This is a genomic window from Chryseobacterium camelliae (assembly GCF_002770595.1).
Classification (GTDB): Bacteria; Bacteroidota; Bacteroidia; order Flavobacteriales; family Weeksellaceae; genus Chryseobacterium; species Chryseobacterium camelliae.
Window position 1 is genome coordinate 2,726,553 of the sequence record NZ_CP022986.1, and the last position, 19,962, is coordinate 2,746,514.

Genomic DNA, 19,962 nt, shown 5'->3' on the forward strand with positions numbered 1-19,962 from the left:
GTCGGTTATGCCTTCAGCTGGTACGCAACAGCGTAAAATTTAATCTGTTTGGTCATAGCCATCAGTCCGTTGGCTCTGGACGGAGATAGAAATTCCTGTAATCCGATCTCAGAAATGAAATCAAAATCAGAATCCAGGATTTCCTGGGTGGAATGGCCGCTGTAAATGCTGGTAAGCAGTGAAACGATCCCTTTTGGGAGGATCCCGTCTGAATCTGCATCAAAATACAGCTTCCCGTCCCTGAATTCAGCATCGATCCATACTTTGCTCTGGCAGCCTTTGATGAGATTTTCATCAGACTTTTTATCTTCAGGCAGACCTTTCAGTTCTTTCCCAAGATCAATGATATATTCATATTTCTGTTCCCAGTCTTCAAGAAAGGCAAATTCATCAATTATTTCCTGTTGTTTTTCTTTGATGCTTTTCATAAATTTATTTATAATGCAAAGATAACCAATTTTAGGAAGATATTCCTGAAACCATTTAACATAAATACAGGGTTAACCCTCCCTGAATCATCCCTTTAAAGGGATTTGAATAATTAATCCGGTTACTGTATTTTTTCAAAAACCTGCAGCAGTTTCGGCTCTTCATTTTCCCAGCACAATACTCCTGCTGCTTTTTCCAGTTCATACTGAAAGTTTTGGCGGCCTTTATCCAATATGTATCGGATGGCTTTGGCAATATTTTCAGGATGGTGGCTCTCAATAATTTCCCCTACATCAAACTGCTTTTTAATCTTCTGCATTTCGGGCATGTCTGAAAGGATCACAGGCACGCGTGCCTGGATACAGTCGAGAACTTTATTCGGCAGGGAATAAAAATAGCTTTCGCCCCCGTTTTCTTCAATGCTCATTCCACAGTCTGCGGTGAGGGTAACTAAACGCAGGTCTTCCGGTTTCAGCTTACCTAAAAACTTTACCTTATGCTGAAGGCCTTCCCGGATGACCAGCTGTTCATACTCCTCTTTCCTGGGGCCATCCCCTGCAATCTTAAAGATCACATTTTCGAGGTGATGCATCGCGAGTATAGCTTTGTCAATGCCACGGAACGGATTGATCGCGCCCTGGTATAATACAATTTTCGGATTATTGTCCGGGATTTCAGAATTAAAACCTGCTTTCCTGGGGGCATTCTGGATGGCCACAGGATGCACATCATATTTTTTCCGGAACCACTGGGCATAGCTTCCGCTGGCGGTGATCATGAACTTGATCTTAGGAAGAATGGATTTTTCTGTGAACCGCCATAATTTCTGTGACATTTTGCCCTGTATGGCAGGCATTTCGGAAAATATTTCATGACTGTCAAAAACCAGGGGTATATTCAGTTTTCTGGAAAGGATATAATTGGGGACCAGGGCATCCAGATCATTGGCGTAAAGGATGGTATCGTGGCTGGCTTTTTTTTTCAGGATGCGGTAGAGCTTCCAGTTGAATTCAAAGTAGGCCGTTTTAAGGCTTTTTGAAGCCAATTTTATCCTTGAGAAAGGATATGGGCGGGACATTTCCTCGGCCCCGTTCCATGTATTGCCGATCAGCTCAATATCATAACCGTTTTCATAGAGGGTCCTGCATACCTTTTCTATACGCTGGTCCGTATACAGGTTACTGAATGCTGAAATGATCAGTTTCCTATGCATCGGCTTTCTTTCCTGCCATGAGGTGGTACAGCTGGATAAAGCAGATCAGTCCGTTGGGAATGATCACCGGCCAGAGCATTCCGCTGAATATCCCGTAGATCACAAAGCAGATGCATCCTATGAGATTAACGACCCTGATTTTCCGTACATCTTTCAGTATAAAACTCAGTACGATGAACAGCGAAGCTGAATATCCGATATAGGTTGCCATTTCAGGATTCATAATCAAAATTTAGGGCCACAAACTTAATCATTTTCAGCAAGATAATAAAATTTTTTCTGCCATAAAGTCATTAATTGGTTTTTGGTAGAATATTTGTAATTTAGATAACGGATAAACGGTACCTCTACCTTTATTCTAATTGAGACATACTATGGATTATAAGTTTTCACAAGGTTTGAGCCAGGTGTTCAAACAAAGCAAGAGCGAAGCGAAGAGGCTGAAAAGTGAATTTCTTAATACAGAACATCTGCTTTTGGGGATTATAAAAACAGAAAACTCTGCAAAAGAAATCCTTCAGGGCCTGAATGCGGACTTAACACAGATCAGAAGAAAAATTGAAACTCTAAATACAGCAAGTCTTAATCCTGTTTCAGAGGAGGTGAGCAATATTTCCTTCACCAAGATGGCAGATCATGCCGTTAAACGTGCAGAACTGGAATGCCGGCAGTATAAAAGCAATGAAATCAATACCGTTCATTTGCTTCTTGGTATTCTGTACAAATATGAGGACCCAACCTCCAGCATCCTGGGAGCTTACGACGTTGATTATGAAGGCGTTTCAAGAGAGTATCAGACGATGCTCAAGAATTCCGGACAGGCACCTAAAATGAGTGCTTATGACGACGATGATGAAAGGGAAGATTTCGAGCAGATGAGAAAACCTTCCGGAAACCTGGGCGCAGGAAAAAGCAAAACTCCTACGCTGGATAACTTCGGAAGGGACTTAACTTCCTTAGCCAGAGACGGTAAACTGGATCCGGTTATCGGCCGTGAGAAGGAAATCGAAAGGGTTTCACAGATCCTTTCCAGAAGGAAGAAAAACAACCCGCTGCTGATCGGTGAGCCCGGAGTAGGTAAATCTGCCATTGCAGAAGGGCTGGCTTTGAGGATTCAGCAGAAAAAAGTATCCAGGGTACTGTATGGGAAAAGGGTAATTACCCTTGACCTTGCCAGCCTCGTAGCCGGTACAAAATACAGGGGCCAGTTTGAGGAAAGGATGAAAGCGATCATGACGGAACTTGAAAAGAACCGTGACGTCATCCTCTTCATTGATGAGCTTCACACCATTGTGGGAGCAGGTAGCTCTACCGGAAGCCTGGATGCTTCCAATATGTTCAAGCCCGCACTGGCAAGAGGAGAAATCCAATGCATCGGGGCCACAACACTGGACGAATATCGACAGTACATCGAGAAAGACGGTGCATTGGAAAGAAGGTTCCAGAAAGTGATGGTAGAACCGACTTCCATTGATGAGACGATTCAGATCCTGAATCAGATCAAAGATAAGTACGAAGAACACCATAATGTAATATACACTCCGGAAGCTATTGCCGCATGTGTTAACCTGACTTCGAGATACATTACGGACCGCTTTTTACCGGACAAGGCTATTGATGCCATGGACGAGGCCGGTTCACGAGTGTATATCAAGAATATGAAAGTTCCTACGGAGATCATTGATTTTGAAAAGAAAATCGAAGAAATTAAGGAACTGAAACAGAAAGCGGTAAAAGCTCAGGATTATCTGGAAGCCAGAAAGCTGAAGGACGAAGAAGAGCGCTTACAGATGGAACTGAATTCTGCCCAGGATAAGTGGGATAAAGACGTGAAGGAGAAAAAAGAAACCGTAAGCGAAGAAAATGTAGCGGAAGTGGTTTCGATGATGAGTGGTGTCCCGGTAACCAAAGTAGGTAAAAACGAGCTGGATAAGCTAGCCGGAATGGATGGAAACCTGAACGGAAAAGTAATCGGCCAGGAAGATGCTGTGAAGAAAGTTGTTAAGGCAATCCAGAGAAACCGGGCCGGGCTTAAAGACCCGAACCGTCCTATCGGTACCTTTATATTCTTAGGAACCACCGGTGTCGGTAAGACTGAGCTGGCTAAAGTAATGGCCAGGGAATTATTTGAATCTGACGAATCCCTGATCAGGATCGATATGAGTGAATACATGGAAAAATTCGCCGTATCCAGACTGGTAGGTGCGCCTCCGGGATATGTAGGATATGAAGAAGGAGGACAGCTCACGGAAGCCGTAAGAAGAAAACCTTATGCTGTAGTGCTTCTGGATGAGATTGAGAAAGCCCACCCGGATGTATTCAACATCCTGTTGCAGATCCTTGATGAAGGCCATGTTACAGACAGTCTCGGTAGGAAGATCGACTTCAGAAATACGATTATTATCCTTACGTCCAACATCGGGACAAGGGATCTTAAAGATTTCGGGGATGGTGTAGGATTCGGGACCAATGCGAAGAAGACCAGTACGGATTCCAGAGCTAGGAGCACGATTGAAAATGCCCTTAAAAAAGCATTCTCTCCGGAATTCCTGAACAGGATCGATGATATCGTAATCTTCAATTCTCTTGAGAAAGATGATATCAAGAAGATTATTGATCTTGAACTGAATAAATTGTACAACAGACTGGAAAAACTGGGCTATAAAGTGGAACTGACTGAAGAAGCCAAAGACTTTATCTCGGAAAAAGGCTGGGATAAGGATTTCGGAGCAAGGCCATTGAAGCGAGCCATTCAGAAATACATTGAAGATCTGCTAGCTGAAATGCTGGTGAACAAACAGCTGAATGAGGGCGAAACAGTCATTCTTGACCTTAATGAAGCTAAAGACGGATTAGCAGGAAAAACGTCCAAGTCTAAGAAATCTGCAGCGGAAAAATCATCTTAATTAAAAGATTAATTTTAACTCTAAATAGAAAAGCACCGGAAATTTCCGGTGCTTTTTTTGTTTTTAGTGGAATATTTTAATCACCCCTGTATGACTCTAAGATAATTCACCTATATTTGTATAATTATCAAAATACAGTATATATGAAATTAAGACCTTTATTATTTATCCTTGCTTCTTCTGTATTATCCGCTCAAAGCTTCAGCTATGAAAGGAGCTGGGCCACGTACTATGGCGGAATCAGTTCAGGAATCAGAGAAGTGTATGAAGACAGCTCGATGAATCTTTCAGTGAGTGGATCATCAGCTTATCCCGGAGGATCCATTATCCCTTCTATAGATTATTACAATCAATTTGTATCCCCGGGCGGAAACTTATTTACTGCATTTACAAATCCCTCCATAAATAAACTTATCGGACAATTCTCTCCTTCGGGTGCATTGACCTTTGCAGAATACCATCCACAGGGAAATTCATATGCTGAAGCCATATATCCGATCCTTAGGGATGAACAAGGAAACCAGTATGAAATTGAATTCAATATCAATTCTTTTCCGGCATTATCTTTTGGAACATGGCTTTCAACCCATACTTTAGCCAGTGATATCATACTGGCGAAATACGATGCAAACGGTACGCTGCTCTGGAAGACTTTTCTTCCGTCAACCGGCAGTGTCTTGCTCTTAAAGGCTGACTCTACAGGAAACGTCTATTTCACGGGTTCAACAGCACAACAAAATTTGGGTGATCCCGGGACCTATCATCCCGGATTCGCTACTGTATATGATTCTACAGGCACACAGCTGCTTGATAATCATTATGTTGTTAAACTCAATCCGCAAGGCCAGAAAGTATGGGCAACGTATATTCCGACACAGGCAATCAATGATATAGAAGTATCTGAAGGAAAGTTGTATATCGCAGGAAATGCAGATCTGGATACCAATGCTTCCGAGCTGGCTACTCCCGGTACTTTTCAGCAATCAAAGGCCGGACAAAGCATTACATGCTTAAACACTCTAAACGGACAAAGGTTATGGGGAACCTATTACGGAGTTCCGGGAAATAGTGTGGAGGCAGGCGTGATCAATATCCGGGCTAATGCTACGGGGGTTTATATGGTGGGCAATACATGGGCACCGGGGAACTATTATGCAACCGAGAATGCTTACAAAACAAGTACTACAGACGGATTTGATTTTTTCCTGACTAAATTCAATGATTCAGGAAACAGGATATGGAGTACTTATTTAGGCAGTGACGGGTATGAAGTAGCCGTAGGATATAAGTCCAGTGATATCAAAGACGATAAGATCCTGATTTCCGGCTTATCTTCCGGAAACCATAATATGGCTTCACCCGGGGCTTTTGTTTCCACTAAGCCAAGCCCTGGCTTCAATGATTTATTTTTCAGCATGTTTAATGCTTCCGGAGAACATATTTTTACTTCTTATTACGGAGGAAGCCACACCACAACTGTAGTTACTCAATCCATCAGCCCCAGTTTTTCCGAAAATTCTGACGGATTTTACCTGTATGGAAACACTGAAAACCAAAATGGATTTACAACATCAAACGGCAACCAGCAAAGCATTATCTTGCCTTCCGGATTCAATAAGGGAATAGCCGGATTTATCGCTAAGTTCAGTCCGAAAACACTTTCCACCTCAGATACAGCTCCTGCTGAAGATCTGGTTGTATATAACAATCCGAGCAACGGAAATTTCACCTTAAAAGGATCGGTTTTAAAAAGGGAGCCGCATCTTGTTACCCTTCATGATCTATCCGGTAAGCTTATCTATTCCAAACATATCCGGAACAATGCTACCCAGCAGGAACACTTCAATCTTGAGCCTGTACTTACAGAAGGAAATTACCTGCTGTCCGTAAAAAAAGCTGATGAAACCCTGATAAAAACCTTTAAGCTTACGATTAGGAAATAAACCCTGCTGATAAAAGTTGCAGAATAGTAATACCTGTCCCTGAGATTGTTTTTATCGATGTTTGCCATCACCACTTTTTTGCGAGTCTATTTAATTGTATTTTTGCGGCATCAAACTAAGGACTCCCGTTAAGAGTTCCGTAAAATTGAATAAGATGAAAGTAGTTGTAGGATTATCAGGAGGGGTGGATTCCAGTGTGACCGCCTACCTGCTCCAGCAGCAGGGCCACGAGGTGGTGGCTTTGTTTATGAGAAACTGGAATGATGCTTCAGTAACGCTGGAGGATGAATGTCCCTGGATTGAGGACAGCAATGATGCCCTGATGGTGGCCCAGAAACTGGGGATCCCGTTTCAGGTCATTGATATGAGCGACCTGTATAAAGAACGCATCGTAGATTATATGTTCGCTGAATATGAAAAAGGAAGGACTCCGAATCCGGATGTCCTCTGCAACCGGGAGGTGAAATTTGACGTATTCATGAAAACGGCAATGTCTCTGGGAGCAGATAAAGTAGCCACCGGGCATTATGCAAGGGTTACTTCTACACCTGATGAAAATGGCAGGGAAATATTCCATCTGCTCGCCGGAAAGGACAATAATAAGGACCAGTCGTATTTCTTATGTCAGCTAAGCCAGGATCAATTGTCTAAAGCATTGTTTCCCATCGGTGAACTGACGAAACCCCAGGTAAGAGAAATTGCCAAAGAAATCGGTTTGGTAACGGCGGATAAAAAAGATTCCCAGGGCTTATGCTTTATCGGAAAAGTAAGCCTTCCCCAGTTTCTGCAACAGCAATTGGTTCCGAGAGAAGGTGAGATTGTAGAAATTTTCAGGGATTCGCCGCTTTTTGTACAAGAAACACCTCAGTTTTCTTCAAAACAGGAGGAACTGGCTTTCCTGAGTACTAAAACCCACTACCAGAAGTCTGACGGAAAAGTCATCGGAAAGCATCAGGGGGCGCAATTCTTTACGATCGGACAGAGCAAGGGCCTTGGTATCGGCGGACACAAAGAAAGCTGCTTTATCATCTCCAGAGACATGGAAAATAATATTCTGTTTGTAGGAGAAGGACACAGCTTCCCGGGATTATTCAGGAATGCCCTGAAAATTGATCCTTCGGAAATACACTGGGTACGGGAAGATCTTGCGATTGAGAATGGCGGGTCCAGAGAAGTGATGGCCAGAATCCGTTACAGGCAACCTTTACAGAAAGCGGTGCTGTACCAGTTTGAAGAAGGGCTGTATATTGAATTTGAAGAACCTCAGTCTGCCATTGCAGAAGGACAGTTTGCTGCGTGGTACCACGATGATGAGCTGCTGGGAAGCGGAGTGATTTCATAAGAGTATGATTTCGTTTTTTTGTAACATATTTTGAATTGTTATACTTACTCTGTATATAACAATAAAAAATATCATTATGAAAACAATCCTGGAAAACAACTATTCATTCGTTAATCAACTGATCATTGCTATTGTATCCATTTTTTTCGGATACAACCTGTATCAGGAAATAGTAAGCCCTGAAAAATCACAGCTTACCCTAAGCATTATATTATTGGCCGTTACCTATGGTTTGATCAGCAAATACGGAGCAAAGCCTGTAAGGAATGATAAAAAATAATCATTAAGATACTATTATAAGCCCGGGACGTCACTGTTCCGGGTTTTGTTTTTATTCCCGAAGATTTTATATAGATTGAATGTACTGCCAAGCCATTTCAGCATTATTTCCGGATAATAATCCATCAAGAATATTTTGCTATTCCAAACAGCAACTTCCGGTAGCGGAATTTTGTTTTAGGAGTAAAAGACAGCCATAAAAAGCTGAAAGACCCAGAGTATAAGTTCCATGAATTGCATTGTATAAGTATGTGTATCAGTATTAACCAGGAACAGATTGCCCTGTTTGAAATCTTCAGGAAAACAGACCGAAAAAACTTTGTTCCGGATTCCCTGAGCTTCCCGGTTGACAGTGATGAAATCCCAAATCCATCCTACAGCAACTTGAAGATCCTGAAGCCAACAGAACCGGCTTCAAGCAGATCATAAACCCATGAATCATTCAGAACAAAATCCGTGTCTTGCCCATCAGTATTGTCCAACAACTCCCATAGAACGGTTTTCTCGATTCCTGATTCTTTCTTGATTCTTGATTCTCGATTCCTGGCTCTTGATTCTTGGTTCTTGGTTCTTGATTCTTGACTCTCGGCTCTTAATTCTTATCTTCTACCTCACCAGCCAGTCCTTAAAATCCTTCACCCGCTCGCGGCTGACGGTAATTTCATCTTCAGGCTGAAACTCGAGCTCAACCTTATAATACGGAGACGTATGGATATTCCTGATGTGGTCTGAATTGATGATAAATTGCCGGTTGACCCTGAAAAATTTGTTTTCATCCAGCACATCGGCCAGCTCATCCAGGGTGAAATCTGAAGGATAAGAACGGTCTTTAGTCTGAAGGTAGACAATTTTATTTTCGCTGAAAAAACAGCTGACTTCATGGGTCTGTACAATTTTCAGGTTGTACCCGATCTTTACCAGGATTCTGGAAAGCGTGCTTTTATCTTCCTTGATCAGCTGCTTGATTTCCTGTGAGCTTACTGCGTTCCCGGATGGGATAAAGGATTTGAATTTTTCCACTGCGCCGGCAAGGTCTTCATCCAGGATAGGCTTCAGAAGATAATCGATGCTGTTCAGCTTGAAGGCTTTCAGCGTATACTGATCAAAAGCGGTGGTATAGATGATGAATGCTTTGGTAGGAAACTCCTGAAAGATGTCGAATGATAACCCGTCTCCCAGGACAATATCAGAAAAAATAAGCTGTGCTTGGTCGTTTTCAGAGAACCATTGTTTACCCTCCTCTACAGATTCTATCCTGGCCACGATTTCGATATCGGGAAAACTGCCCAGCATCCGTTCAAGCTTTCTTAAAGCCGGTTTTTCATCTTCAATAATAACCGTTTTGATCATTGTTTATGTCTGTTTGATTTCTGAATTAAAAGCAACTGAAAGTTCCTGCATGTTAAAATTTAACCGAGTCCTTATGTTTACCCATTTCTTTTTCTACAATGCTTCTTTCCCAGTCGGCATCAAAGATAAATAACTTTACGGCTTTTACCGTCAGAATAATTCCCCAGATCAAAAGAATAACTGATCCATCCCAGTATGAAATATTGAAAATTCCTTTTTCAAAGAGGTCATCGGAAAAAATAATAATGGCGATAATACCGAACCATATAAGGCTTTTATAAAACCTTTTCAGTTCTTTTACCCGTTGTTGTGCGTGATAATAATCCATGATGATTTGTTTAATGTTGGTTACAATTAAAAAGTTTTTGCCTGTTTGTTCTCTTCGTCCATCAGTTCCCTGATCTTCTTTTCTTCCCAGTTTCTCCCGATCCCGAAAGTACTTACGCCATGGGCAGCGATCCCTATGCCCCACCCCAGCATTGGCCAGAAAAACCAGAGATTCTCAGGGGATGTCAGCAGGTTTAAAACAACCAGGAAAGGGATGACCAGGCAGTAAGAAGTAAGGTTGCTGTAAAAGCCTTTTATTTCTTTTACTCTTCGGGCTGCTTTCTCGTATGCCCTGCTTTCTGTGTTGAATGATGTTTCCATTTTTTTATTGTTTAGATTAAACTGTTTGTTTTGTTGAGACAAATGTAGGTCAATGTTCACCTCCGGATCAATTTTAACTGACCGAACCGTAGAAAATGAATACCGAACGGTGAAAACGGGTATTACTATGCGTCACTCGTCTATGAATGAAAGAGATAAGGAGAACTCCGGTTCTCTCTAAAGTAAATACAGCCAGACACCGTATTAAAAAAATATCTATTGCAGGCAGAGCATACAATAGATAAGTAGTCAGAAGACCTCACTTTAAATCATTCTGAAAACAGGAAACTTTGATCGCAGCTTTTTCTTTGATTGACCATAAAAACATTCAATGCACAGCTGCAGAAATTGATCCGCTGAAAAAACAGATTTTAATCTTCAGTAGATAAACGGAATGAGCTTCCTGGTTTTGCGCCGGTATTCCAGATACTCTTCCCCAAACTGCTCAATAAGCGCAGCTTCTTCAATCTTAATCCTGTAGCTGAAAGCGATGAACGGAGGAATAAGCGCTAAAGCCAATGAAAGCCAGTTGTTAAGGTATAGCCCAAGACCTAAAGAAGTAAGCAGGGAAAATGTATAGGAAGGATGCCTGAGATACCTGTAAAAACCCTCCTTTTTGATGGTGTGGTCTTTCCTGATCGTCACATCAACGGTAAAATACTTACCTAGAGAACGGATGATGATGAACCGGACAATAATTCCAATCAGGATCAGCGCTTCCCCTGTATACAGGATCCAGGTGCCGTCTGAGATCGGAAACCGAGTATAATAAGACAAGGTTACTGCACTGATAATGGAAAACGGGATGGCGATCCAAAGGAAATTCAGGGTAGACCGGTCTTTCCCTTTCCGGTCTGTTTCACCGGATTTTAAGATGTTCTTATACAGGAATTCGCTGATAAACCAGCCTACCATAGAAACGGCAAATACAATCTCCAGAGCATTCATTTGTTTAGTATTTTAATCTGTTACGGGAATTCATTTCCTCGTCCATAAGCTGTTGGATCTTCTTTTCTTCCCAATGGTTCCCCAGGATAAAGCTAGGGACAAATACCCGCAATCCGTATACCAAAAGACCGATTCCCCAGAACAGCGGAAGGCTGAAGTATTTGAGGTGCCAGAGGGTCTGGCCAGGTTTCAGTTCGCGGTAATTGGTGATTAAGATGAATATGTTCACCACGACATATACAAAGAGGAATATGTAGAAGTTCTTGATTTGTTTCACTCTTTTTTCTGCCTGCTTATAGCGGATATCGTCCTGGCTGATCTCTTCCATAAATTTGTTGTTTAATGATTATCGTTTATGTTGTTTTTCTAAAATTTCCCGGATCTTTTTCTCTTCCCATCTTTTACCGATTCCGAAAGCGCTGATTCCGTGAGCGGCGATGCCAATTCCCCATCCCAGCATCGGATAATAAAACCAAAGGTCATCCGGGCTCGTGATCAGGTTAATGATAATCAGTGACGGAATTACAATGCAATAGGAAGTAAGGTTGCCGTAAAAACTCTTCAGTTCCTTCACGCGTTTCTGTGCCCTTTCATAGGCTTTATCTGAAGTATCCGTTTTGATACTGATTTCATTAGGCTTACTGACCAGCACCGGAAGTTTTACTTTAAAATAGTCTTCTGATTTTTCAATGAATACATTCCTTTTCGTCAGCAGTGAATAGCGCTGGACAATATTGGCCAGACCGATTCCCGAACTTTCCTTGATCTGCTCCCGGACCTGAAGGTTGTTTTCAATGCAGAGGGTATCATTTTCAGAAAATATTCTAATGATGAGCGGCCTTGATGAGGTGGCAAAATTATGCTTGATACAGTTTTCCAGCAACAGCTGTAAAGAAAGCGGAACGACAAACCTGCGGTAATCCTCTTTCCTGACCTCAAAGATAAAATCTACACTGTCTTCGAATCTGGTTTTCAGCAGGTCGCAATAGGTCCTGGCAAATTCAATCTCATCTTCCACCGTGACCAGCTCTTTGTCTTTCTGCTCCAGGACATACCTGTAAATCTTTGACATTGAGGCTGTAAACTTCTGGGCCTGGTTCGGGTTTTCATCGATCAGGGAACTCAGAACATTCAGGGAATTGAACAGGAAATGCGGATCCAGCTGATTCTTTAAGCTTTCAAACTGGGCATTGGCGGATTTGGCAATGAGCTTCTGCTCTACGACTTCCTTACGGGAAGACTTTTTCAGCTCTTCCATAAACCCTTTGGCATGGAGGAAGGCTGAAATCAGCAGTGCGATATTAATTGTAAACCAATTGATGAAGCTGTACCTTCCCGAAAAATATTCTTCTGTAGTCGCAGCTTTCTGAAAAACGACAAAATTCATGTAGTTGCAGAAATACACCATTATGGTATTCGCGATAAGAATCGACACAATACTGATTATGGCTCTCCTGGTAGTGGCTTCAGACCACGGAAACCTTTTGTTCAGGAAATCGTTGATATAGCTGTTTCCCATCGCTAACACAAAGGAGTACATAAAGCATACAACCACGGTAAGCAGAAAATTACTCAGCGTCTTTTCATCTGTAAACCCGAAGAAAAAAATCATGGATGTTGCCAGTGATATCCAGCATAAAGTAATAAGGTTCCTGCGTTTCATAAATGGTTTTCCTGGTTCAAAATTAATCTATTAGAGTATTCACGGCAATTATTTTCTCCCGAACAGTCATTTTTGAAGACTGAACGGTATAAAAAAACCTTCCTTAACGGAAGGTTAGTTGGATATTGTACATCAATTATTTAGCCTGGCTTACGAAATATTCCGCTTCAGATTTTCCCCAGTTAGGATCCAATGCTGTTTTCGGAGTATAGGACTTGAACTTGTTCAAAGCATCTTTAAACATTTCCATTCCCTTTACTTTGCTTCCTCCGTACTGCTCCGGCATAAAATAAACATCTTCAGCTTTGATCAGCGCGATTCTCGGGTTATTCGGATCCAGCTTTTCAGCCTTTTTAAGTTCTTCAGTAGCTTTTGCCCCATCAGTCATATACCTTTGCTGAGGGTTAACCATCATCTTTAAGGAGTAAGCCATTTTGCTCAACAAATGGAGTTCAGCATTATCGGTAGGCGCTACATGGGAAGCTGCCCCAATGTATTTCTCTGCCTGGCCTGCGATAAAATCAAGATCCTGTGTTTTACCCTGCTGCATCAGCACTCTTCCTTTCTGAATGTTCGCCAGCGCTGCATAATAAAACGGAAGCCAGTTGTTTTCATCTTTTCCTGCGATCCTGTGGAAATCATTAGCCAGGGCCTGGAAATCTTCCGCTGTTTTAGCCGTTTCTATCCTGGCTACTTTTTCAGTCATCACTTTTTCGTAATCAGTCTGTGCAAAGGCTGTTAAGCTTACAAAAGCCAGCGCAAAACTCAATAAATATTTCTTCATTTTTTTCAATTTTTTAAGGTTACTGTATAATTATTCAAAGATATATATTTAATTTATATAATAAAATCATTACCTGTACTGATTCTTCATCATTTACAAATTATTATTAATGGCATCCTCCGTTTTATCTACCCCGAAACTGATGAAGGCTCCTATAAAGACAAAGGTATTGGAAGGCGGAACAACGGCAGAACTCCTGGCTCCGTCACCGGAAAAGTTATATCCGTACATGTTCTTCGTCCCTAAGACATTAGAAATACTCAGCACAAATATAGTAAATGCTTTTGCATCCTTTTTTCCAAGGTTCGGCAGGTAGTTAAAGCTCAGGTTCAGGGAGCTGTAATCCTTTAATCTTCCTTCATTCCGGATGACATTGCTGTTCTGCTGGCTGACGATATCATAATACGGCCTTCCTTTAGCATACGTATAAGACAGGTTGGCCCCCAGTTTCCATTCCGTAATGAACCTTTTGGCTACCACAGAGAGTGTATGCTCCGCAGCAAAATTAGGTTTCAGGCTTACCGGATAATTCATAAAATCCCTTTTGGAATCCAGATAGGAATAACTGATCCAGTAATCGATATTTTTAAATGTCTTCTTATCGCGCCAGAAAAATTCTGCTCCTTTGGCGTATCCATAGCCGTCATTATTAAGGGCTGTCTGGATCTGCTGGTTCTGGCTTTCACCAGGATTTAGCGTAAAGGTTTTGATCAGCTGGTCATATTTTTTGTAAAATGCCTCTAGTCTCAGGCTTCTCCCCTCTGATGCCCTCTGGATCTGGAAAATATAATGCTGTGACTGCTGGAATCCGAGGTTGGCGGGTGCATTGATATACCTGCTTTCAGGATTCTGGTAGAAAAGCCCGTAGGCAATAGAGCTGGTCCAGTTCTTATCCAGCCGGTAAGCAAGCGCAAGCCTCGGTGCGATATTATTTTTATCCAGAAAGGATGAATGTTCTGCCCGTACGCCTATTTTTGCAGACAGCTGGTTGCTGAATCCCAGATCCGACTCCACAAATGCGGAGGAGATCAGGTCATTGTATTTTTTGTTTACCTGCTGGAAATGAAGCTGTTCATCTGAGTTATTGAATTCAAATCCGCCCCTCAGTGCGCTGATCCTGTTGATCTTCCTTTCCAGGACTGCTTTGAGGTTGATATAATTCCCATCGGTCAGCAATTGGGTCCGGGCAGATTCCTGGCCCGCATTCTCCGTTGAAAAGTTAAGGTCTGAACGGTTGTAGGAATACGAGCTTCCTATATTCAGCAGATATTTCCCGAATTTCTGCCTGAATGATAGGTTATGATAAGTATTTGTCCCTTTCAGCCGTATCAGCGCAGCATCGTACTGCGGTTCGAGGCTTTCGGTCCTTACTGCCATCCTGTTCGTATCGTATTTCCCATAATATTTAAAAAATCCGCCGGATTTTGTTTTTATCCTGAAATTCAGGTCTCCATTCATGCTGCGCGGGGATTGTATAAAGTCTGTATTGAAATGCAGAACATTCTGCATCAGCTCCAGGTTGGAATAGCCTGCTGTCGCTCCATAAGAATAATTCTTATTCTTGCTTAAACGCTGGAAGCCTGCATCAATGAATATCGGTGAAACTCCGATATCATAAGAGCTTTCATTAGGCAGGTCAACGCTTTCCAGCATCAGTGCCCCGGAAAGAGCCTGTCCGTACAATGCTGAATAGCCACCGCTGGAGAATATATTCCCTTTGAACAGAGACGTATTGAAACGGTCTCTTCCTGCAATGCCCGGTACGGAGTTGGAAAAATAGTTGTTGATAAGGCTGCCGTCCATAAAGATTTTGGACTCGGCTCCGGTTCCGCCACGGATGAAAAGGCCTTCGGACTCCCCTACTTTCTGTACCCCGGGAAGATAGGTTAAGGCTGAGGAAATCTGCCCGTCTGCTCCTGCGGTAGTATAAATATCGATCGGCGTCAGCAGAGCGGTAGCCCGTTTTTTATCGCTTGCCTCAATAGATCCTGCGGAAACCACTATGGCATCTATTTCATTGATCTGCTCCTTCAGTTCTGCATTTACAGTGATCGCCTGGTCCTGGATCATTACCGGTTTCTCTACATCATCGTATTTGGGATGGGTAAAGGTAATGGCCTGGCTACCTTTTTCATTGGTTTCAAAGGAAAAGTTTCCTTCAGCATCAGTGGTCGCACCGTCATAAGTGTTTTTTAAAGTAATATTCACATCTGCAACGCCTTTGCTTTTATAGGTTACCTTACCGGATACTTTTATCTGGGCAAGGCTCAGCATAGAGCATAAAAAAGAAATCAGAAATAATAGTTTTGTTTTCATAACTGTTGATTACGGTTCAAAAGTAGGACGAAATTCAAGCACAGATAAATTTTTGTTCCCGAACGGTCATTTTTAGAACCTGAACGGTTAATTTTATTTTTTACACAGAGGAAATACCGGTTTTGCGGGAAAATTGAAGGTAAATTCAATCTGTATAGTAAAATACCCCTCTATCGGAGCGGTATTTTAGCTAACGGTCAATGAGAACATGGATCAATGAATCGGGATACAGAAATCAACGGTCATTTTTCCTTCGGGATGTTCGCGGAAATTGGTATGGTAGATCTCAAAAGGAAATGCTTTTCTTACCGAATGGTGATGCTCCTTCATCCATAAAAACAGGGAAACCCAGCACTGTTCAAAATCATCCAGGGTGACTTCACCGCTTCCGATGATGAACTTTCCGGTTTCAACGGTCTCAGGAAAGACTTCCCCTTCCTGTTTCTGCAAGGGTTCATCCAGAAGCATACAGGCATGGATTCTCACTTTATCCGGTGGAGTCACCTTAAAGCTGTCATGGTATACAGAGAGCATTTTCACCTGATCGCGGGGAAACAGGTTTTTGCTTTTTGCCCAGTCTATCAGCGTACCGAAAGAGGATTCAACATGGGCAATACCCAGGCTCATAACAGCCGCCAGGTGCATTTCCGGAAGATGGCCTACTTTGATTTTTAAATTCATATTCATCCAGTTTAAAAGGTTTTCTGTATTGTAAATGTACTGGCTGAAAATGGCATCCCTATGTCCTTTCTTGCTTTCTTTAATAGCAATCCTGTGAAAGTTTTCCGGAGCTGCTTTGCGAAATCCCGACGGGGATATCCCGTAATATTTTTTAAAGGCTTTATTGAAAGCGGAATGACTGGAAAAGCCTGACTGATGATAAACATCCGCGATACTGATGTCTTTTCTCAGCGCCAGGTAAAAGGCACTTTTTTCGGTCCTTCTCCTTGCTGTATAGTTCTGTAGAGTTTCTCCAGTGATCAGCCGGAAAATCCTGTGAAAATGAAATGGAGAATAGGCGCCAGCCCCTGAAACATTCTCCAGTGAAAGTTCCGAATCCAGATGGTCTTCTATATACCTTATGGCTTTTATGATGCTCTGTTTATGCATATCCAATTCTGATCATGTACTGCAAAAATAACAACCGGGAACGAAAATGATTGGTCCTTTTTTGCTAATAATGGATTTATGTAAAAAATTAAGCTGCTGCCTGAAAAACATGACCCGTTTATACCTTTTTTGTTAAATCTTTCTTTACATTTATATTGTAATCACTAAATCATAGTAGAATGAACCTTAAAACATTAACATTATTAGCCGGAAGCGCATTGTTTGCGGTATCCTGCGGAACCAGCCACACTTACCAGGTGATGTCTAAAAGCAATACCCAGACCGGTGGAACGGCAAAATTCACTCAAAAAGGGAATGACGTTATTATGAAGCTGGATGTAACCAACCTTACACCGGGCATCCACGCCGTACACATCCATGAAAAGGGAGATTGCTCAGCTCCTGACGGAACCTCGGCAGGAGGCCACTGGAACCCGGCCAAAGACGACCATGGCAAATGGGGCGCCGAACATTTCCACATGGGCGATATCGGGAATCTTAATGCAGACCAGAGCGGCAATGCCACACTAACGTTCAAAACGGATAAGTGGTGCCTGGGATGCGAGGATGCTTCCAAGAATATTATGGGGAAAGGCCTTATCATCCACGCAGATAAAGACGATTTCCATACCCAACCCACCGGAAACGCTGGCGGAAGAGTAGGCTGTGTGGAGATCAGGTAAATTAAAGAGCATAAAAAAACCACTAATTTTCATTAGTGGTTTTTTATTGTTTATTAAGCTTTAGCATTCATATCCGCTATGATATTCATAGCCTCCTGAAGGTAAAGATCTTTTTTAAGGTTTTTAATCCAGAGTTCAGATTTCTTTTTGAACGCCTCATCTTTTTTCTCCCGTTCAATTTCATTCTGGTACATCATAAACTGAAGGCCGTTCTCAAATTTAGTCAGTGACTTGAATTTTTCAATCTGTGCTTTTCTTTGCTTCATCAGCTCATTGAATTTGTTGATATTAAGCGTAATGGTTTCTTCCTTATCCAGTTTCTCCCTCCATTGGGCAGATTCCAGTAACAGCTGGTAATTGGTATTCTTGGCCATTCTGTCGGCACTGGCTTTTTCCAGGGCTTTGATATCGAAATAATTCAGTTTCTCGAAGCTTGTTCCCGGAATTTTGTCCCAGGCAAGGGCATAATCATCAAACCGCTCCCCTATTTCTGCATAAGTAAAGAAGTCTTTCATCTGGATATCGGACACGATCCCTTTTCTCTGGGTAGATTCTCCGGTAATCCTGTAGAATTTCTGGATCGTCAGTTTTAAAGATCCGAAATCATCTTCTGTATTCAGGAACCTGTTCAGGTCTACGAAAGACTGTACGGTCCCTTTTCCGAAGGACTGTGGCGATCCTACGATAATCGCCCTGCCGTAATCCTGCATAACTCCGGCAAGGATTTCTGAAGCGGAAGCAGAAAGTTCATTCTGCATGATCACTAAAGGACCGGTCCAGATCGGTGTTTCATTCTTATTCTTAAGGGTCTGGATCTTTCCGTTCCCGTCTTTCACCTGTACATATGGGCCTGATTTCATGAAGAGCCCCATTATATCTCCTACTTCGGTAAGGGATCCCCCTCCGTTGTTTCTCAGATCCAGAATAATTCCCTGGATATTTTGGGCTTTAAGCTTAATGATTTCATTTTTAATGTCATCAGAAGCATTTCTTCCTTTTTCATTTTCAAAATCAGCATTGAAGCTCGGCAGGTTGATGAACCCGTATTTTTTACCGTTCGGTGCATTCACGATAATGCTTCTGGCGAAGGTATCTTCAATAGCCACTTCCTCTCGGATCATGGTAACATCTTTTATCGTCCCGTCTTTCTTCTGTACGGTAAGCGTTACAGGAGTCCCTTTTTCACCTCGGATGAGCCTTACCGCTTCATCGGACAGCATTCCTACGACATTTACCGCATCTTCTTTCGGTTTAGACTTTACTTTCAGGATTTTATCTCCTTCTGAAAGCTGCTTTGATTTCCAGGCCGGAGCCCCGATGGTAAGCGCACCCAGATACAGGTATCCTTTTTTCTCCTGAATGATCGCTCCGATTCCGATTACCTTTCCTGTAAAGCTGGTATCGAAATCTTCTTTGTCTTTCGGTGAATAATAATTGGTATGCGGATCAAATACTTCAGTGTAAGCATTCATATATACCGTAAACCAATCCATTTTCTTTCTTTTCTTGAATCTGGTAAAGGTTTCTTTCACCAAGTCTTTTACCTCATCAGTAGCTTTTTTAACCTTCTCGTCCGGAGTAAGGATCTTAAGCTTAATGGTATCTTTAAGCTTGTACTGCTGCACGGAATCTTTCTTCTCTTTCTGAGCTTCTTCCTTGCTGTTCATGGATTCTATCTCCTGCAGGATGTTGTACTTAATGAATTTTTTCCATTCATTATACTGTTCCTGCTTATTGGAAGGTACTTTCTTGAGTTTCGGCTCCAGCGTCAGGGTTTCATCTTCATTCAGATTGATCGGCTTGCTGAAGATATCCTGGGTTACCTTATCAATTTCATCCACTCTCTGATAAAGCCGGTCTACCGTAAGCTTGTAAAAGGTTAGATCACCGGTATTCAGGTAATCGTCCAGTTTGGTCTCATGCTTGGCAAATTCGTCCATATCAGACTGCAGGAAATATCTTTTGGCCGGATCTATCATTTCAAAATATTGCTTATACACATCTCTTGCATAAGCATCATTAATAGGTTTCGGACTGTAATGTAAATAGGAAAGGGTGTTTTTTACGCTCACCATGATCGTCTGCATTTTTTCATCATCATTTTTAGGTGAGTTGAAGCAAAACATTAGACTGGTTAAAGGAATGAGGAGTAAAAATTTATTCAGCTTAAAATTTTTCCACATAGAAGGTCATGTATTTTTATTAATTAAAGTATAGTAATTGGTAGCAATAATTGAATTACTGTTACAAACGATCAAATTTAATACCTTATTTACAAATATCGGGCAGTTTTGATTTTTTTTGTTATAATTGGTTATATTCTGCGCCCACAATGAAGTTTCTGAAAA

Annotated in this window: 19 protein-coding genes; 6 read left to right on the top strand and 13 right to left on the bottom strand. The window is 41.9% G+C overall.

What is annotated here, in order from left to right; genetic code table 11:
* Positions 1-5: 5 nt before the first annotated feature.
* From CGB83_RS12605 to CGB83_RS12615, 3 genes are all read right to left on the bottom strand, one after another.
* Complete coding sequence (locus tag CGB83_RS12605) at positions 6-428, bottom strand: SufE family protein (RefSeq protein ID WP_100076103.1); 423 nt, start codon at positions 426-428, stop codon at positions 6-8.
* Between the two features lie 122 nt (positions 429-550).
* Positions 551-1,642: a glycosyltransferase gene (locus tag CGB83_RS12610; protein WP_100076104.1), complete on the bottom strand. Its 1,092-nt coding sequence runs from the start codon at positions 1,640-1,642 to the stop codon at positions 551-553.
* Positions 1,635-1,865 carry a uroporphyrinogen decarboxylase gene (locus CGB83_RS12615; RefSeq protein WP_100076105.1) on the bottom strand — a complete coding sequence of 77 codons (231 nt, stop codon included), beginning with the start codon at positions 1,863-1,865 and terminating at the stop codon, positions 1,635-1,637. The genes CGB83_RS12610 and CGB83_RS12615 overlap by 8 nt, the downstream gene beginning before the upstream one ends.
* Positions 1,866-2,016: 151 nt before the next feature.
* Here CGB83_RS12615 and CGB83_RS12620 point away from each other — a divergent pair, with 151 nt between their 5' ends.
* The 5 genes from CGB83_RS12620 (at position 2,017) to CGB83_RS12640 (ending at position 8,541) form a co-directional block, all read left to right on the top strand.
* Positions 2,017-4,548, top strand: coding sequence for an ATP-dependent Clp protease ATP-binding subunit (locus tag CGB83_RS12620; RefSeq protein WP_100076106.1), 2,532 nt, complete (start codon positions 2,017-2,019; stop codon positions 4,546-4,548).
* Between the two features lie 143 nt (positions 4,549-4,691).
* On the top strand, positions 4,692-6,491 hold the full coding sequence (locus CGB83_RS12625) for a T9SS type A sorting domain-containing protein (RefSeq protein WP_100076107.1): 1,800 nt from the start codon (positions 4,692-4,694) through the stop codon (positions 6,489-6,491).
* Positions 6,492-6,645: 154 nt separating this feature from the next.
* On the top strand, positions 6,646-7,833 hold the full coding sequence (gene mnmA / locus CGB83_RS12630) for a tRNA 2-thiouridine(34) synthase MnmA (RefSeq protein ID WP_100076108.1): 1,188 nt from the start codon (positions 6,646-6,648) through the stop codon (positions 7,831-7,833).
* A 76-nt stretch (positions 7,834-7,909) separates the two neighbouring features.
* Positions 7,910-8,113, top strand: a complete 204-nt coding sequence (locus CGB83_RS12635; protein ID WP_100076109.1) for a hypothetical protein — start codon at positions 7,910-7,912, stop codon at positions 8,111-8,113.
* A 248-nt stretch (positions 8,114-8,361) separates the two neighbouring features.
* Complete coding sequence (locus tag CGB83_RS12640) at positions 8,362-8,541, top strand: hypothetical protein (protein WP_100076110.1); 180 nt, start codon at positions 8,362-8,364, stop codon at positions 8,539-8,541.
* Positions 8,542-8,718: 177 nt separating this feature from the next.
* Here CGB83_RS12640 and CGB83_RS12645 read toward each other — a convergent pair whose 3' ends face one another.
* The 9 genes from CGB83_RS12645 to CGB83_RS12685 all read right to left on the bottom strand — a co-directional run bounded on the left by CGB83_RS12645 (position 8,719) and on the right by CGB83_RS12685 (position 16,931).
* Positions 8,719-9,462, bottom strand: coding sequence for a LytR/AlgR family response regulator transcription factor (locus CGB83_RS12645; protein ID WP_100076111.1), 744 nt, complete (start codon positions 9,460-9,462; stop codon positions 8,719-8,721).
* A gap of 52 nt (positions 9,463-9,514) precedes the next feature.
* Positions 9,515-9,790: a 2TM domain-containing protein gene (locus CGB83_RS12650; RefSeq protein WP_100076112.1), complete on the bottom strand. Its 276-nt coding sequence runs from the start codon at positions 9,788-9,790 to the stop codon at positions 9,515-9,517.
* A 26-nt stretch (positions 9,791-9,816) separates the two neighbouring features.
* The gene (locus CGB83_RS12655; RefSeq protein ID WP_100076113.1) at positions 9,817-10,110 is read right to left on the bottom strand and encodes a 2TM domain-containing protein; all 294 of its coding nucleotides are present in this window, start codon (positions 10,108-10,110) and stop codon (positions 9,817-9,819) included.
* Positions 10,111-10,488: 378 nt separating this feature from the next.
* Complete coding sequence (locus CGB83_RS12660) at positions 10,489-11,058, bottom strand: methyltransferase family protein (RefSeq protein ID WP_100076114.1); 570 nt, start codon at positions 11,056-11,058, stop codon at positions 10,489-10,491.
* A 4-nt stretch (positions 11,059-11,062) separates the two neighbouring features.
* Complete coding sequence (locus CGB83_RS12665) at positions 11,063-11,386, bottom strand: 2TM domain-containing protein (RefSeq protein ID WP_100076115.1); 324 nt, start codon at positions 11,384-11,386, stop codon at positions 11,063-11,065.
* A gap of 18 nt (positions 11,387-11,404) precedes the next feature.
* Positions 11,405-12,721, bottom strand: coding sequence for a 2TM domain-containing protein (locus CGB83_RS12670; RefSeq protein ID WP_100076116.1), 1,317 nt, complete (start codon positions 12,719-12,721; stop codon positions 11,405-11,407).
* 136 nt (positions 12,722-12,857) lie between these two features.
* Positions 12,858-13,505: a hypothetical protein gene (locus CGB83_RS12675; RefSeq protein ID WP_100076117.1), complete on the bottom strand. Its 648-nt coding sequence runs from the start codon at positions 13,503-13,505 to the stop codon at positions 12,858-12,860.
* A gap of 93 nt (positions 13,506-13,598) precedes the next feature.
* Complete coding sequence (locus CGB83_RS12680) at positions 13,599-15,821, bottom strand: TonB-dependent receptor (protein ID WP_100076118.1); 2,223 nt, start codon at positions 15,819-15,821, stop codon at positions 13,599-13,601.
* Positions 15,822-16,034: 213 nt separating this feature from the next.
* Positions 16,035-16,931 carry an AraC family transcriptional regulator gene (locus tag CGB83_RS12685; protein WP_100076119.1) on the bottom strand — a complete coding sequence of 299 codons (897 nt, stop codon included), beginning with the start codon at positions 16,929-16,931 and terminating at the stop codon, positions 16,035-16,037.
* A 179-nt stretch (positions 16,932-17,110) separates the two neighbouring features.
* On the opposite strand from CGB83_RS12685, the gene CGB83_RS12690 reads away from it, so the two are divergent.
* On the top strand, positions 17,111-17,614 hold the full coding sequence (locus CGB83_RS12690) for a superoxide dismutase family protein (protein ID WP_100076120.1): 504 nt from the start codon (positions 17,111-17,113) through the stop codon (positions 17,612-17,614).
* Positions 17,615-17,667: 53 nt separating this feature from the next.
* On the opposite strand, the gene CGB83_RS12695 is transcribed toward CGB83_RS12690, so the two are convergent.
* Positions 17,668-19,797, bottom strand: coding sequence for a carboxy terminal-processing peptidase (locus CGB83_RS12695; protein WP_100076121.1), 2,130 nt, complete (start codon positions 19,795-19,797; stop codon positions 17,668-17,670).
* Between the last annotated feature and the right edge of the window lie 165 nt (positions 19,798-19,962).

Bases quoted from the DNA above. Each gene is read 5' to 3' on its own strand.
- CGB83_RS12620 (WP_100076106.1), top strand. From the start codon at position 2,017: ATGGATTATAAGTTTTCACAAGGTTTGAGCCAGGTGTTCAAACAAAGC.
- CGB83_RS12610 (WP_100076104.1), bottom strand. From the start codon at position 1,642: ATGCATAGGAAACTGATCATTTCAGCATTCAGTAACCTGTATACGGAC.
- CGB83_RS12695 (WP_100076121.1), bottom strand. From the start codon at position 19,797: ATGTGGAAAAATTTTAAGCTGAATAAATTTTTACTCCTCATTCCTTTA.
- CGB83_RS12645 (WP_100076111.1), bottom strand. From the start codon at position 9,462: ATGATCAAAACGGTTATTATTGAAGATGAAAAACCGGCTTTAAGAAAG.
- CGB83_RS12605 (WP_100076103.1), bottom strand. From the start codon at position 428: ATGAAAAGCATCAAAGAAAAACAACAGGAAATAATTGATGAATTTGCC.
- mnmA (WP_100076108.1), top strand. From the start codon at position 6,646: ATGAAAGTAGTTGTAGGATTATCAGGAGGGGTGGATTCCAGTGTGACC.
- CGB83_RS12625 (WP_100076107.1), top strand. From the start codon at position 4,692: ATGAAATTAAGACCTTTATTATTTATCCTTGCTTCTTCTGTATTATCC.
- CGB83_RS12670 (WP_100076116.1), bottom strand. From the start codon at position 12,721: ATGAAACGCAGGAACCTTATTACTTTATGCTGGATATCACTGGCAACA.
- CGB83_RS12615 (WP_100076105.1), bottom strand. From the start codon at position 1,865: ATGAATCCTGAAATGGCAACCTATATCGGATATTCAGCTTCGCTGTTC.
- CGB83_RS12690 (WP_100076120.1), top strand. From the start codon at position 17,111: ATGAACCTTAAAACATTAACATTATTAGCCGGAAGCGCATTGTTTGCG.
- CGB83_RS12685 (WP_100076119.1), bottom strand. From the start codon at position 16,931: ATGCATAAACAGAGCATCATAAAAGCCATAAGGTATATAGAAGACCAT.
- CGB83_RS12665 (WP_100076115.1), bottom strand. From the start codon at position 11,386: ATGGAAGAGATCAGCCAGGACGATATCCGCTATAAGCAGGCAGAAAAA.
- CGB83_RS12675 (WP_100076117.1), bottom strand. From the start codon at position 13,505: ATGAAGAAATATTTATTGAGTTTTGCGCTGGCTTTTGTAAGCTTAACA.
- CGB83_RS12680 (WP_100076118.1), bottom strand. From the start codon at position 15,821: ATGAAAACAAAACTATTATTTCTGATTTCTTTTTTATGCTCTATGCTG.
- CGB83_RS12635 (WP_100076109.1), top strand. From the start codon at position 7,910: ATGAAAACAATCCTGGAAAACAACTATTCATTCGTTAATCAACTGATC.
- CGB83_RS12640 (WP_100076110.1), top strand. From the start codon at position 8,362: ATGTGTATCAGTATTAACCAGGAACAGATTGCCCTGTTTGAAATCTTC.
- CGB83_RS12660 (WP_100076114.1), bottom strand. From the start codon at position 11,058: ATGAATGCTCTGGAGATTGTATTTGCCGTTTCTATGGTAGGCTGGTTT.
- CGB83_RS12650 (WP_100076112.1), bottom strand. From the start codon at position 9,790: ATGGATTATTATCACGCACAACAACGGGTAAAAGAACTGAAAAGGTTT.
- CGB83_RS12655 (WP_100076113.1), bottom strand. From the start codon at position 10,110: ATGGAAACATCATTCAACACAGAAAGCAGGGCATACGAGAAAGCAGCC.